Raw genomic sequence first — 15,293 nt, forward strand, 5'->3', positions numbered from 1 at the left:
GTGAACCTTCAATGACCAAACCTATTCGCATCCTCCAGGTGGTGGGAGGGATGAACCGTGCAGGAACAGAGACCATGCTGATGAATTTGTATAGAAACATGGATCGGAAACAGATTCAATTCGACTTTATATCTTATAGTCCAGAAGAGGCGCATTATGATGAGGAAATTAAGCGTCTCGGAGGCAGAATTTTTCACCTTTCACATACTTATTCCATCAAAGAACTTTATCAAATCATCAAAAAAAATGGGCCTTATCAAGCCATCCATTCTCATACCCTGTTTCATTGCGGAATTTCTAATCTTGCTGCATGGTTAGCGGGAATTAAAACGAGAGTTTCCCATGCCCATACCACCCTTGATAAAAGTGATTCGTTGATGCGGAAGATGTATCTATTCTGTATGAGAGGAGCAGTCAGGATATTTTCAACTCATTATTTAGCTTGTAGCGAAAAGGCTGGTTTATATCTATTCGGTAAAAATGCTCCATCTCACCCGAAATATAAATATTTTCCTAATCTTATCAACTATCAAGACTATTGGAAGGTCCACGATGATGAAGTAAAAGCACTGAAAGATGAATTAGACCTTGAGAACAAACTGGTGGTCGGGCATGTCGGGCGTTTTGTGGATGCAAAAAACCATCACTTTCTTTTAGATGTTATGAAGGTTCTCATTCAGAAAAATAATAACATCCAATTGCTTTTAGTGGGAGACGGCGATTTAAAAAAGGAAATCGAAGCAAAAGCTAGAGAATATAAATTAGAAAATCACATTCGATTTTTAGGAATTAGACAAGACATCCCTACACTTCTCCATTGTATGGACGTTTTTGTTTTTCCATCTACTTATGAAGGGTTAGGTCTGGTATTACTTGAAGCTCAGGCAACCGGACTTCCATGTGTGGTTTCCGAAGCGGTTCAACCAGAAGCTGATCTAAACCTTGACTTGATGAAGAAATTGGAATTACATTCCGGTCCTGATTTATGGGCAGAAAAAATCATGGAACAAGTTGGACAGAAAGAAGAGAGCAAGGAGAAAATTCAGGATCGATTCGAGAATCATGAATATAGTGTTCCGCAAGCCGTTCATAAAATAATGAAGATTTACAAACCGACAGGTGGGAAGTTGTATGAAAGACGTATTGATCGCTTCGTATGATATGGAAGTAGGTGGCGTGGAAAGAAGTTTAATCAGCCTTTTGCACAACTTTGATTATGACCAATATAAAGTAGATCTCATGCTATATAGTCATACCGGCGACTTTATGGATTTACTTCCCTCCTCTCCTCATCTAGTAAATGAAATGAAGCCATATAAAACCTTTCGAATGTCCATCCTTCAGACGATGAAAAGTGGACATTTTCTGATTGGCTTGATGAGACTTCTAGCTAAATGTCAGGCAAGACGACACCAATCAGAAGAAAACGGATATAAGCAAATGCAATATATATGGAAATTATTGATACCTTATCTTCCGAAATTCGAAAAGACCTATGATGTAGCCATCAGCTATCTGTGGCCTCATTACTTCGTAGCAGAGAAAGTGAAAGCAAAAACTAAAGTAGCCTGGATCCACACTGACTTTTCAACTGTTGATACGGATGAGAAATTGGATATCGAAATGTGGAACCATTTTGATCATATCGTAGCTGTTTCTGAGGATTGTAAAAAGACTTTTATAAAGAAGTACCCTTCTCTTATCTCAAAAGTTGAAGTTATTGAGAATATAACCTCTCCGGATCTTGTTAAAGAATTGGCTGAAGAGCAAATTGAGAATCCAATGAAAATGGATGAACGCTTCAAACTGGTTACCGTGGCAAGGCTTTCCTATGCAAAGGGAATCGATCAAGCAATTTTGGCATTAAAACACCTGAAAGAACGAGGCTATAAAGATATCGCCTGGTATGTAGTCGGGTATGGGGGAGACGAAGAAGAATTGAGGAAGCTTATCCAAGAACATGAATTAGAAGATGATTTTATTCTTCTAGGAAAGAAAATCAATCCCTATCCCTTTATCAAAGCATCTGATCTATATGTACAGCCTTCCCGATATGAAGGAAAGGCTGTAACAGTAACTGAAGCGCAGATTTTAAGTAAACCTGTCCTAATTACTAAATATCCGACGTCGAGAAGCCAAGTGAATGATAAGGTGGACGGAATCATTTGTGAGAAATCTTCGGAAGGGATCGCTGATGGAATAGAAAAATTGTACTTACATCCATCGACTAGAAATCAATTATCATCACACTGTGAGAAAAAGGATTTTAGCAATCCTGAAGAACTGAACAAATTATATGAGTTGGTATAGAAGGGAGGGAGTCAGGTGGATGCAGAGAAAGTTAGTATAGTTGTTCCAATTTACAAAGTGGAAAAATATATCCACCGGTGTATAAAGAGTATTCTCCAGCAAACCTATACAAATATTGAAGTTATATTAGTGGATGATGGATCGCCAGATAAATGTGGTGATATTGCTGATGAATATGAGAGGCGCGATTCGAGAGTGAAAGCTTACCATAAGGAAAATGGCGGTTTATCCGACGCAAGAAACTATGGAATGTTACATGTAACCGGTGAGTACACCATGTTTGTGGACAGCGATGATTGGTTGGAACTAGAGGCAATTGAGAAGATGGTCTATCATAGCAAGGCCTTCAAAGCGGATGTCATACAATCCGCTTTTTATTATGCCCATGAATCTTATCTGCTCTTTGATCAAAGGTATTATTCCAAAAATGGTGACATTCTTATTCTTGATAATGAAACGCTCATGAGGGAGCTAATAAAAAACGAAACAGTAAAGAATTTTGCCTGGGGAAAGCTTTATAAAACTACCTTGATCAAGGATATACCATTTAAAAAAGGAGTTCTGTTTGAGGACGTATTTTGGGCTCATCAAGTCATGCATAGAGTTAAGCTGTTTATTGTGATCCAGTCTCCTTTATACAATTATTTGCAACGAGAAAACAGTATTGTCGCTACTTACTCGGAGAAAAACTTGGATATTCTGCAAGGATTGAAAGAAAGACACGCTTTTGTAGAAATACATTATCCTTTCTTAAAGAATGATTCATACAAAGTACTCTTAGAAACAGCCCTTATTCATTATAATCTTATATTACTTAGTAGAAAGATCGATCAAGGTCATAGATACCGTAAAGAAATAGAAGAGTATGTAACGGAAAGATATAGGGAGTTTAACAAAGCAACGATTAAAGAGAAGCAGTTGAATTGTCAGCTGCGTTTATTTAAAACAAATCCACATTTGAATATTCTTTATCTCGGAGTTAAGAAATATAGTAGAAAAATTAAAATTTTTGAGAAACAGCATAGACTAGAAAAAATAACCTTAATTAAATTGAAGGGATAGTGTGGTGTTTATATAGTGAAGAGAATTCACGAGAGAAATGATGATAGATTTAACCTAAAAAGAGTAGAAAATAGGGAAGTTTTAGAAGGATCAAAAGTAGAAGAGGTTGATCCTAAATTTTTAATAAATAGTAAACGTTTTGACATCATGGCTAAATATATATATGGAAAATGTGTATTAAATAATATTGAAAGTAAATGGGCCTATAATCTTTATGAGAATCACCTATGGGTATTTAATAGATACGATGAAGATGATGGATCAGGTAAAAAGGGGATTAAAAAATTCGTAAACTCCTATCACAAAACTTTGGAGTCCATAAAAGAAAACGGTTTTGATGAAGAGAAGTCAATAATTCCTGTTGATGAGAATTATGTACCTATAGATGGAGCTCATAGAATAGCAACAGCAGCATTATTAGGGGAAAAAGTAAAAATTCAAAGGTTCAAGGGTTCCCACCAAGGGTATAATTATAAATTCTTTCAGGATAAAGGAATGTTAACTAGATGGTCTGATGAAATGGCTTATGAATATTGCCAAATAAAAGGTAATACTTATATATGGGTAATTAAGCGCAGAACAGAAGATGAAATGAAGATGATAACCAAATATCTAGGTGATGCTGGTGTAGGTATTTATTATGAAAAATTAGTTAAATTTAATAATAAAGTAAAAAAAATTTCAATTTCTAGGAATGAAAAAAAAGACGAATACCTAACTGTATTCTTGCTAGAATTTCCAGAAAAAGCTTCTCTAAACAAGCTTAAAAATGACTTTCAAACCAGATTTAATTGTGGTGTGTATATGTCTAAAACTAAAGATGAAACAAATACATTAAGCCAGAGATTTTTTAAAGGTAATATTTTTAATGATAATAATAGTTATAAAGGTTTAGAATTACAAGTAGATAAGGAATTAATTAAGTATTGTTTAAACAAAGTTTTCAATAGAGGAAAATTGATACTTATAGATCTTAAACAAAATATCAGAACCTCATTAGAGGGGAGGAAGAGGATATAATGAAAAAAAATTTATTGTTTGTTATTGACTCACTAAATTGTGCAGGAGCTGAAAAGAGTTTAGTTACACTATTATCTTTATTGGATTATGATAAATACAATGTAGATTTATTGTTATTTGGTTACGGAGGATCTTTAGAAAAGATAATACCAAGAGAAGTTAACTTACTTCCTCCCCTAAGGTACACCGATTTTAGTTCTTTAAGTTTTCGAAAAGCCATAAATACATCTTTGCAAAACTCAGAGTATAATATGATGTATGCTCGGTTAAAATATTCTTTTTTAGTGAGAAAGAAAAAAAGTCTTCGTAATGTTGTAAAAGCTCGAATGTATTGGGAAAGTGTCTCAAGGGTAATAGACGAGAGGAAAAAAGAGTATGATACTGCTATTGCATATGCGCAGGGTGTACCAACTTTTTATGTTGCTGAAAAAGTTAAAGCTAGGCAAAAGCTCGCTTGGGTGAATATCAGTTATAGGATGGAAGAAAAAGATAAGGAATTCCAGACGGAATATTACGATAAGTTTGATAAAATTGTTGCGGTATCGGAAACCACAGAAAAAGTTTTTAAGGAAACTTTCCCTAATTACTCTTATAGTATTAAAGTGATCTACGATATTAATAATGAAAAATTAATAACCAAGATGGCTGAGGAAGAACAACCATATAAAAATGATAGTCAACCTTTAAGAATTCTTACGATAGGAAGGTTAGATTATCAAAAAGGATACGATATAGCTTTAGAAGCTTGTGAAAAATTGAAGCAGAGAGGTGTTAACTTTAAATGGTATGTTTTGGGCAAAGGACCATTACAAAGAGATATAGTAAAAGCTATTAACGACAAAGGATTGGGAGACTATTTTATATTGTTAGGAGTAAAAGCTAATCCCTATCCTTATGTAAAAAATTCTGACATTTATGTGCAAACTTCTAAATTTGAAGGTTTTGGTCTTGCTATTGCAGAAGCGAGAATGCTAAATGTTCCTGTGGTTACCACTAGGTTTGATGCCGTTTATAATCAAATGATCCACGGGAAGAATGGCTTGGTGGTTGATATGGATGGCCATAGTATTTATGAAGGAGTAATGAAGTTAATAGAAAACCCTTCACTTAGGAAACAAATTATAGAATATCTAAAAGAAGAGAAAAAAGGAAATACGGAGGAACTAGAGAAATTTTATGATTTAATAAGTTAACTTGAGGTGGTGGAGGGATGAAAAAAAGAGTATTATTCATGGTAATCAATATGAATATTGGCGGTACTGAAAAAGCATTACTTAATAAGATAGCTGAGATGCCAAGTGATCAGTATGATATAACAGTTTTAATGTTAGAAAAAAAAGGCGAATTATTGAAATATATCCCTGAACATGTTCATATTGATGTTCTAGATAATTATTCAAATATTAAACCTATAATCAATACCCCACCACGAGAATTAATTAAAAAGGGTATAAAGGCAGGGAATATTGTTAATGGACTAAGCTTTTCAGTGATATACATTTTATCTAAATTCTTGAATAATAATAATTTACTTATGAAGTTTGTATTGAAGGACATTAAGAATTATAAAGGTACTTATGATCAAGCAATAGCTTATGCAGGGCCAATGGACCTCATAAGCTTTTTTATATTGAATAAAGTAAGAGCTACTGAGAGAATTCAATGGATTCATTTTGATGTGACAAAAATTGGGTTCAATAAAGGTTATGCTGAAAAAATATACAGTAATTTTGATAGAATTCGTGTAGTTTCAGAAGAAGGTAAAAGAAGCCTTCTAAAAGTGGCACCAGGATTGAAAGAGAAAGTTCTGGCCTCTCCTAACCGAATATCAGAGACGAAGATTAAAGAAATGGCAAGTGAAAGCACAGGGTTTCAGGATAATTATAATGGTTTCAGGATACTAACTGTTGGTCGTTTAAGTTATGAAAAAGGACAAGATTTAATAATAAAGGTAGCTGCGGATCTAAAAAGAACTGGATTTAAAATTAGGTGGTATTGCATTGGTGAGGGGAAAGCAAGAGAAGAATATGAAGAATTAATAAAATTATATGGACTGCAGGAAGACTTTATATTATTGGGAGCAACTTTAAATCCTTATCCATATATGAAAGAGTGTGACCTATATGTACAACCCTCTAGACATGAAGGGTACTGTTTAACACTAGCTGAAGCGAAAGTCTTTAACAAACCCATCGTCAGTACTAACTTTACAGGAGCATATGAACAGTTGGACCAAAGGAAAAACGCAAGGGTTGTGAACTTTGATGAACTTGAAATGAATGAAAACATAATTATGCTACTAAAAAACATTAACAAAGTTTATCAGTTGTTTTAGAGACAAGAAAAAACTTATCTAAATCTGGATACATTAAGAAACGTAGCGGCTACTTTCGCACTCCAAAAGTTATGTTAGGAGATAAATTATAAAAAGTGAATACTTTTAATAAAGATATTTATGAATATATGGTGATATTAAATGGTATTAACATTAGAAAATTATTCATAAGAGGTAAAAAATAGTCTAAGAAAAATACTTCAATAATATTAATTAGGTGGTCTGTTATGAAAAGAATATTAGTGGATGCGTATTACTACCTTAATCTAGGAGATGACCTCTTCTTAAAAATTCTATTTGATAGATATCCAAATGTACAATGGGATTTATTAACTCCCTATAAAAAATATGAATTGGTTTTTAAGGAATATCGTAATGTCAAAATAATTAAATCATTAAGTCAGAAAATTATTAATCGAAAATATAATTTGTTTAAAAAGATTAACGATAACTTTTTTGATTATAAAAAATACGACGCCTATGTGAATATTGGTGGGTCGATTTTTATGGAGAGAGAAGGTTGGGAAAATAATATACAAAGCAGAAAGAACATTCCATTAAGATTTAAAAAGAATGGAAAAAATACTTTTATTATCGGATCTAACTTTGGTCCGTTTGAAAGTAAATCATATATAGAACAACATAAAGAATTATTTAAATATTTTGATGATATATGCTTTCGTGATTTTTATTCTTACAATCTTTTTCATAATCTAAATCAAGTTAGAGTTGCACCTGACGTGGTATTTTGTTTAGATACTGATGGTTTCTATTCTAAAGAGGAAAAAAGCGTAGGTTTTTCCTTAATAGATTTACAAAATAGGAGTGGTTTAAGTGAATATCAACAACATTATGAAAATAAGATTATTGAGTTTATAGAAGAGTATCTGAAAAGAGACTATAAAATCAAATTATTCTCTTTCTGCAAAAACGAGGGAGACCTATATGCTATAAATAGAGTACTTAATATGATGAACACCGTTCGAAGACATAATATTAAAGTTATTAAATATGAAGGAGATATTAATTATTTCCTTAAAGAATATAAAAGTTGTAAAACCATAATAGGAACTCGTTTTCATTCAATAATATTGGCACTGATATTTAAACAAAATGTATTTCCAATAGTATATAGCGATAAAACATTTCATGTTTTAGAAGATTTAAATATGACAGATCATTATAGTTATATTAAGAATGTTAACGATTTACGTGTAAAGGAAGTTATTAGAAATATTCATGATAACACTCTCAATAATGAAAATACTTTAATTTCTGCTGAAGGACAATTTAAAGGTTTAGATAATTTGTTAAAGGAATCCTGAATCATAATATATTATAATTAGTAAGTGTAACCCATATTTGTTACTAAAAATCAGTGATGGGAGTAAATGACAAGCATTAACATAGAATGATGGACAAAGTATTCTATACAGGAGTAACTGACATGGAGGTCCCTGAATAAAAGGTTACAGCTTATTCATTAATTTATGTAACTTAAACAAGAGGAGAAGGATATGAAACCTTTAATAAGTATTATAGTTCCAGTATATAATTCCGAATATTTTATCGGAAATTGCATTGAATCTATTCAAGCTCAAAAGTTGAAGGATTTTGAACTACTGCTAATAAATGATGGTTCAACAGACAACAGTGGGGAAATTTGTGAGAAGTATAGACTGGAAGATATAAGAATAAAGGTGTTTCACAAAAAAAATGGTGGTGCAAGCTCCGCGAGGAACCTGGGTATAAGAATGTCATCAGGAGAGTATATAGGCTTTGTAGACAGTGATGACGTAATTAATGAGGGAATGTACTTTAAGATGTATGAATCTATTAAAATAAATAATGCGGAAATAGTAGCGTGTGGCTATAAAGAGATTAGCGACTTTACAAAAGAAACAAAAGATTTTCTAACTCCACTTAACCATAAAGATGTAATAATTGGTGATGAGATTAAAAGAGAATTAGAAAAATTATTAGTTCAAAACAAAATTTTAGGTTACTCAAGTCTCTGTAATAAATTATATAAAAATAGTCATATAAAGAAAAATGGTTTATATATTAGTGAGAATATAAGTATTGCGGAAGATCTTTGCTTTAATATAAATGCTGTAGCTCAGGCGAATTGTATCTGTTCTATTAACGAATCCTTATATACTTATAGAAGGGTAAACCCAAAAAGTATCATGAATAGTAGTAATTCGTTATGTTTACATATAGATGCTAGGAAAGAGATTTTAAAAACATTAAAGAAAAATCACATTACTAATAATGTTTATGAGAAATGTTTAAGATACGAAAATTATAGAACTGTGGCGGATTATATTAGTGAATTTAAAAAAATTTCATATTCTAAAAATACTCGGAAAGATAAAATCATCAAATTATATAGATTAATTCACCATCCTTACTTTATAAAAGCTCTTAATAATTATAATCAATCACTTTTTTTGAGAAAAGCTAAAGTTATAATAGTCATGATAAAAAGCTATCTGGTATTAGAAAGAATATTTGTAAAACCTAAGAATTACAACATGAAAAGGAGCTGAGGGTAATTTCTATAGATATTAGTATAATTGTTCCTGTATTTAATGTAGAGAAATATTTAAGTAAATGTATAGAATCTATATTAGCTCAGAAATTTACTAATTTTGAATTGATTTTGGTCAATGATGGATCTAAAGATCGTAGTGGTACTATATGTGATCATTACGCTTCTCATAATAAAAAAGTAAAAGTTTTTCATACTGAAAATCGTGGCCAAGCAGCTGCGAGGAATTTGGGATTAAGAAAGGCTAGTGGAGAATATATAGGGTTTGTAGATAGTGATGATTGGATAGAAAGCAACATGTTTAGTTTACTATACAAGCAGAGCTCAAAAAATAAATCTGACATTTCTATTATAGGAATTAGAGAAATTGATGAAAATGGTAGGCAACTAAGCGAGTATATACCAAAAGAAATTACTTTCCGAGATATACTTCAGAGAGCTTACCCCTGCAATAAACTTTTTAAAAAGGAATTGTTTATTAATAACAACCTTTACTTTAAGGAAGGTAGATATTATGAAGATTTAAATCTTATTGCTAAGCTATATATTAAATCAAACCACATTAGTTTAATTGATGAAATTTCTTATAATTATTTAAAAAGAAGTGACTCAACTACATCCACAAGAGATAATAGAATCTTAGATAATTTATGGGCTTACACAGAAATTAAAAATTATTTAATAAATGAGGGTTTATACAAAGAATTTGGTAAGGAATTTGAAGAAGGTATTAAATATTTTAGAGTTTATTATATTAAATTGCTATATGACTATCCTACTTCTTTTTTCTTTAAAAACGCATTTCGGTTTATTAAAGATTTTGAAAAAATTGGTGGTTTTGGAAATTTGAACTATATTAAGCTATTCAATAAACATATTATTTATTGTTTTTATAAAAGTTGTTTTAGGATCAAGAAATACACTTTTAAGATACTAAGGTGAAAGGCGTGAATTATATGTTAGAGACGGTGAAAAAAATACTTATGCTCTTTAACAAAAGAGAAAAGAAAAAACTTACTATTTTATTTATTATGATGATAATGGCCGCTCTTTTAGAGACATTAGGAATAGGTCTCATTATTCCATTTGTAGGAATCATCACTAATCCTGATCAGATACAAAATCAAGCAATACTTAATAATATTTATAATACGTTAAATTTCCAATCACATACATCCTTTGTCGTTTTTGCAGTGGGGGTATTTCTCTTTGTTTTTTTAGTGAAAAATCTATATTTACTTTTATTCCAATACTCCCAATTTCGAGTTATTTTAAACCAACAGGTTAAATTATCAAGAATACTGTTTAAAGAATATTTAACTAAGCCTTATACCTTTCATTTGCAGCGCAATACGTCAGACTTACTGCGAAATGTGAATGGGGAAATATCTAAAGTTTTTCAAGGGATTATTATGTCTAGCTTTCAATTGTTTACTGAACTACTAGTAATTACTTGTATCCTGATTTTGTTATTTATCACATCTCCTATAGCAACTCTTTCTGCTTTCATCCTCTTAGGTGGGGGCGTTTTAATTTTCTTTAAATTCTTCCGTAAAAAAATATCAACATTGGGTAAAGAACAACAAAAGGTAAGCGGATTAATGATTAAATGGATAAATCAAGGTCTTGGTGCTAGCAAGGTGGTGAAGGTATCTGGTAAAGAAAACTTTTTTATCAACGCTTTTACTAGACAGAGTCAAATAAAAGCCAACAATAGCCGGTATATGAAAATGCTAGAACAAGTACCAAGGTTATTTATTGAAACATTATTAGTTTCAGTAGTTTTAATTACCATGGTTATTATTGTTATACAAGGAAAAGATACTACAGAACTCATTTCTACGATGGCGCTGTTTGCTATGTCCGCATTTCGCCTAATGCCTTCAATCACTAGAGTAGTCGCAATGATTACTTCCATCAAATATAGTCAACCTGCTTTGTCAGTCATATATAATGATTTGTATTCTGATGAAGACACATTCTCAGATGTAATAACAAAACCAACCAACTTTTTTATCAATAAAGGTGAAAAAACTTTTAAAGATTCTCTACAAGTTGATAATGTTTCCTATAGATATCCTGATCAGGACGTTTACTCAGTAAAAGATGTTTCTCTAACCATACCAATTGGAGAATCTGTAGCATTTATAGGTGAGTCCGGAGCCGGGAAAACGACAATTGTTGATATCATATTAGGTTTGTATACCCCGGAAAAAGGAAGGGTGCTTGTAGATGGAAAAGATTTAAATACTCAAAAGTCTATGTGGCAACAAAAAATTGGATATATTCCACAATCTATATACCTGTCAGATGATTCTATAAGGGGAAATATTGCATTTGGCATAGAGAGTGGAGACATAAATGATGAAGAAGTTTGGAGAGCATTGGCTCAGGCACAATTAAAAGAGTTTGTTATGGAACTTCCTCAGCAATTGGACACTAAAGTAGGCGAGAATGGAGTTAGATTATCAGGAGGTCAAAGACAAAGAATAGGTATTGCCAGGGCATTATATCACAACCCTGAGATATTATTTATGGATGAAGCCACATCCGCTTTGGATAATAATACAGAATCGGAAATAATGAAAGCAATTGATGGTTTAAAAGGAGAGAAAACCTTAATTATTATTGCTCACAGGTTAAGCACCATTAAAAATTGTGATCTAGTTTTCGAAATGAATAAAGGCGAACTTGTATCTATAGAAGATCATAGAAGGAAAAAGTCAATTATGTAGATGAATAATATAGATATATGCTGATTATCTCGTAAAGGAGAAACGGATGGAATTCTCAAAAAATGATATTAAAATTCTTCAAGGGGTAGCTATCTTAATGATGCTAGCTCTTCATTTATTTGCAAGAAAAGATGTAGGGGGTCTATACGAAACTTTTCCTTTATTTAATGATGTACCACTTGTATATTACTTTGGTTTGTTTGGGGATGCTTGTGTTCCTATTTACTTATTTGCAAGTGGATATGGATTATATATAACAATGAATAAGAGTGTATCTAATAGCAGTAAAAACCTAAGAAGGATAGTTCAATTACTTATAAGATTTTGGGTGATATTATTCACGTTTTTAGGGATAGGTCTAATTATGGGAAATATGCAGGCATTTTCAGGAGGGTTTTATGAATTTTTCCTGAATTTTTTCTTATTATCTAATTCTTATAATGGTGCATGGTGGTATCTGCAAACCTATACTATTCTTATTATATTGAGTCCCTTCCTATTTAATTTTATTAAAAAGCATAACCCTTGGTTGGTAGTCATGGTATCTGGTCTGATATATCTTTTAGCTTATATCCAACGTATTAAGCACGTAATTGATTTTGGTGATAATAGTGTAGTTAATATAGTTGTAAATGCCTTAGTATTAGTTGGTACGTCTCAATTTGCGTTCTTAGCCGGAGCCATATTTGCTGAGAAAAAAATATATTCATGGTTTACTCGGCAACTTCAAAAGCTCAAAAGAAAAAATACTTTATGTATATTAGGGATAGTATTGTTGATTATCATTCACTCCATTTATGAATCTATGATTATTGCTCCTTTAACAGCTATTAGTTTTATTTGTCTGTTTAGTGCCATGGATAAATCCAAATTTTTAAGAAAAGTTTTAACCTATTTTGGTGTTCATTCCACAAACATATGGCTAACACACATGTTCTTTTACATGTCGATGTTTCCTGCAATAGTATTTGCGCCTAAATATCCCATCCTCATATATATGTTGTTAATTGTTCTGTGCTTGGTTACTTCGTATCTTATTAATCTTATATATAGTCCTCTTCAGCAGCTTATCGATAAACATTGGAAAAAAGATATAAACCTTATTCCTAAGAGGAGAAAATACCAGACCACTAATGTCGGTTGACGTATTTTGGAGAAATCGTAAGAAAATTCAATAATGATATTGCGTTCTTTAAGAAAGTATAGTATGTTCTTTATATAGAACTGTATTAGTTAAAGTCTTTTATCATAAATAAGGGACGTTTATTTTTTATTATAACGTTCTTTATTGAGAATTTAAATTCGTTATTCAAGTGAAAATATAAAAGAGGGATTATATGAGTGCGATTCTAGGGGTTGTCAGTATTAGCAATGATAAGACCATTCAAGCAGATCAGTGTAATTTAATGATGGATACATTAAATCAATATCCCTGTGACGATAGGCAGACATGGGAAGAAGATCATGTGTTCTTTGGGTGTCATCATCAATGGATCACGCCTGAATCTGTGAAAGAAAAGCTGCCGTTTCATGACCATGAAAGAAAACTTGTAATTACAGCTGATGCTATTATTGATAACCGTGAAGAGTTGCTTGAAATTCTACAAGTTACAAAAGCAAGAAGGAATATACCTGATAGTCAATTAATCTTATTAGCCTATCAAAAATGGGGTAGGGATTGTCCGAAGCACTTAGTAGGAGACTTTGCATTTTTAATATGGGATGCACGTGAAAGGAAGTTGTTTGGGGCAAGGGACTTCTCTGGAGCTCGAACTTTATATTATCACTATTCCGATAATGTTTTTAGTGTGTGCACTACTATAGAACCAATAAAAGAAAGATTTAATTGTAGGACATTAGATGAAGGTTGGATAGCGGAGTATTTAGCAATAACAGGGACGATTGACACTTTAGATGCTCATTTAACTCCTTACAAAGATATAAAACAGATTCCCCCATCGCATTCTATCACTGTTAATCAAGATGGATTAGAGCTTGAAAGGTACGTGTATTTATACCCTGTGGAGAAGCTGAAGCTTAAATCCAGTGAGGAATATGTAGAGGCCTTTCAAGAAGTATTTAAAAAAGCGGTAGATTCAAGGTTACGTTCTATAAAGAAGGTAGGGTCCCAACTAAGTGGCGGATTGGATTCTGGAGCAGTGGTGGCTTTTGCTGCAGATACTTTATTTAAAGAAAACAAATCATTAGATACTTATAGTTATATTCCTCATAAGGATTTTGAAGATTTTACACCAAAGCAATTAGTTCCTGATGAAAGGCCCTATATAAAATCCACAGTTAATCATATACCAGGTATAAACGATCATTATTTAGATTTTCAAGGAGAAGACTCTTATTCTATTATTGATGATTTAATAGATACAATGGAAATGCCTTATAAATTTTTTGAAAACTCCTTCTGGTTAAAAGGGATTTATGAATATGCTAGTCGTAATGGAGCGGGGGTACTCTTAAATGGAGATAGAGGAAATTTCTCTATATCATGGGGGCCGGCTTTGGATTTTTACTCGATATTGTTTAAGAAAATGAAATGGTTACAGCTCTATCAGGAGTTAAATAGCTACAGTCATAGAGTAGGTGGGGCAAGGATCAGATTGTTGCCCGAAATTGTGAACATTGGATTCCCAAAGCTAAAGTTATTAACAAAGCAAACAAGCTCTTCATCAACCAATAAGTTTATCAATGAAAATTTTGCGGAGCGAATGAAAGTATATGATTATTTTTCCGGAAGAGGGATTGACCGTTCTGGGTGGTTGAATTCATCTAACTCATATGAAGCTCGAGAAAGTATTTTTTCTAATATGTACCCTTGGAATACAGGGAGTACATTAACTACTAAATTATCTTTAAAGCATAGTTTATGGAAGCGTGATCCTTCGAATGATCTTAGAGTTGTCCGTTTTTGCCTTTCGGTGCCAGATGATCAATTTATCCAAAAGGGTATGGATAGAGCGTTAATAAGACAGGCGACTAAGGGTTTTTTACCAGATCAAGTACGCTTGAATCAAAAGAGTCGAGGAGCTCAGGGTGTAGATTGGCTCCATAGAGTGAAACCGCACTGGAACTCTATCGAAAATGAAATTAACGAATTAACAAAAGATAAAGCAATGCAAGAGTATGTCAGTGTTGAAACTATAGAAAAAGCCTTAGAAATAACAAAAAATGAAAAGAATATTACCGCAATAAGCTCAAATTATAAAGTATTGATGAGAAGCTTAATATTTTATAGATTTATGAAAAGAAATTATTGAGAGGA

Annotated in this window: 12 protein-coding genes; all 12 read left to right on the plus strand. The window is 32.1% G+C overall.

Translation table 11 applies throughout. The annotated features are described in order from the left end of the window. Positions 1 to 11 precede the first annotated feature (11 nt). The 12 genes from ACTWPM_RS03210 to ACTWPM_RS03265 all read left to right on the plus strand — a co-directional run bounded on the left by ACTWPM_RS03210 (position 12) and on the right by ACTWPM_RS03265 (position 15,288). Positions 12 to 1,160: a glycosyltransferase family 1 protein gene (locus ACTWPM_RS03210; protein WP_443131635.1), complete on the plus strand. Its 1,149-nt coding sequence runs from the start codon at positions 12 to 14 to the stop codon at positions 1,158 to 1,160. Beyond that, complete coding sequence (locus ACTWPM_RS03215) at positions 1,132 to 2,310, plus strand: glycosyltransferase (protein WP_443131636.1); 1,179 nt, start codon at positions 1,132 to 1,134, stop codon at positions 2,308 to 2,310. The genes ACTWPM_RS03210 and ACTWPM_RS03215 overlap by 29 nt, the downstream gene beginning before the upstream one ends. Positions 2,311 to 2,325: 15 nt before the next feature. Next, positions 2,326 to 3,372 carry a glycosyltransferase family 2 protein gene (locus ACTWPM_RS03220; protein WP_443131637.1) on the plus strand — a complete coding sequence of 349 codons (1,047 nt, stop codon included), beginning with the start codon at positions 2,326 to 2,328 and terminating at the stop codon, positions 3,370 to 3,372. A gap of 15 nt (positions 3,373 to 3,387) precedes the next feature. Further along, positions 3,388 to 4,392, plus strand: a complete 1,005-nt coding sequence (locus tag ACTWPM_RS03225) for a hypothetical protein (protein WP_443131638.1) — start codon at positions 3,388 to 3,390, stop codon at positions 4,390 to 4,392. After that, positions 4,392 to 5,585 (plus strand): glycosyltransferase, encoded by a 1,194-nt coding sequence (locus tag ACTWPM_RS03230; protein ID WP_443131639.1) that lies wholly within the window; start codon positions 4,392 to 4,394, stop codon positions 5,583 to 5,585. Before ACTWPM_RS03225 ends, ACTWPM_RS03230 begins: the two co-directional genes overlap by 1 nt. Before the next feature lie 17 nt (positions 5,586 to 5,602). Then, positions 5,603 to 6,727: a glycosyltransferase gene (locus ACTWPM_RS03235; RefSeq protein ID WP_443131640.1), complete on the plus strand. Its 1,125-nt coding sequence runs from the start codon at positions 5,603 to 5,605 to the stop codon at positions 6,725 to 6,727. Positions 6,728 to 6,954: 227 nt separating this feature from the next. Beyond that, entirely contained in the window at positions 6,955 to 8,052 is a 1,098-nt protein-coding gene (locus tag ACTWPM_RS03240) for a polysaccharide pyruvyl transferase family protein (protein WP_443131641.1), read from the plus strand. Positions 8,053 to 8,244: 192 nt separating this feature from the next. Then, positions 8,245 to 9,279, plus strand: a complete 1,035-nt coding sequence (locus ACTWPM_RS03245) for a glycosyltransferase family 2 protein (RefSeq protein ID WP_443131642.1) — start codon at positions 8,245 to 8,247, stop codon at positions 9,277 to 9,279. A 26-nt stretch (positions 9,280 to 9,305) separates the two neighbouring features. Beyond that, complete coding sequence (locus tag ACTWPM_RS03250; RefSeq protein ID WP_443131850.1) at positions 9,306 to 10,223, plus strand: glycosyltransferase family 2 protein; 918 nt, start codon at positions 9,306 to 9,308, stop codon at positions 10,221 to 10,223. Positions 10,224 to 10,237: 14 nt separating this feature from the next. Further along, positions 10,238 to 12,016, plus strand: a complete 1,779-nt coding sequence (locus tag ACTWPM_RS03255) for an ABC transporter ATP-binding protein (RefSeq protein WP_443131851.1) — start codon at positions 10,238 to 10,240, stop codon at positions 12,014 to 12,016. Positions 12,017 to 12,062: 46 nt separating this feature from the next. Continuing rightward, entirely contained in the window at positions 12,063 to 13,160 is a 1,098-nt protein-coding gene (locus tag ACTWPM_RS03260) for an acyltransferase family protein (protein ID WP_443131643.1), read from the plus strand. A 193-nt stretch (positions 13,161 to 13,353) separates the two neighbouring features. After that, positions 13,354 to 15,288, plus strand: a complete 1,935-nt coding sequence (locus ACTWPM_RS03265) for an asparagine synthase-related protein (RefSeq protein ID WP_443131644.1) — start codon at positions 13,354 to 13,356, stop codon at positions 15,286 to 15,288. The last annotated feature ends 5 nt before the right edge of the window (positions 15,289 to 15,293 follow it).

The sequence above is a fragment of the Halobacillus sp. K22 genome (assembly GCF_052246795.1).
Lineage (GTDB): Bacteria > Bacillota > Bacilli > Bacillales > Halobacillaceae > Halobacillus.

Bases quoted from the DNA above. Each gene is read 5' to 3' on its own strand.
- ACTWPM_RS03235 (WP_443131640.1), top strand. From the start codon at position 5,603: ATGAAAAAAAGAGTATTATTCATGGTAATCAATATGAATATTGGCGGT.
- ACTWPM_RS03265 (WP_443131644.1), top strand. From the start codon at position 13,354: ATGAGTGCGATTCTAGGGGTTGTCAGTATTAGCAATGATAAGACCATT.
- ACTWPM_RS03210 (WP_443131635.1), top strand. From the start codon at position 12: ATGACCAAACCTATTCGCATCCTCCAGGTGGTGGGAGGGATGAACCGT.
- ACTWPM_RS03215 (WP_443131636.1), top strand. From the start codon at position 1,132: ATGAAAGACGTATTGATCGCTTCGTATGATATGGAAGTAGGTGGCGTG.
- ACTWPM_RS03245 (WP_443131642.1), top strand. From the start codon at position 8,245: ATGAAACCTTTAATAAGTATTATAGTTCCAGTATATAATTCCGAATAT.
- ACTWPM_RS03260 (WP_443131643.1), top strand. From the start codon at position 12,063: ATGGAATTCTCAAAAAATGATATTAAAATTCTTCAAGGGGTAGCTATC.
- ACTWPM_RS03240 (WP_443131641.1), top strand. From the start codon at position 6,955: ATGAAAAGAATATTAGTGGATGCGTATTACTACCTTAATCTAGGAGAT.
- ACTWPM_RS03255 (WP_443131851.1), top strand. From the start codon at position 10,238: ATGTTAGAGACGGTGAAAAAAATACTTATGCTCTTTAACAAAAGAGAA.
- ACTWPM_RS03230 (WP_443131639.1), top strand. From the start codon at position 4,392: ATGAAAAAAAATTTATTGTTTGTTATTGACTCACTAAATTGTGCAGGA.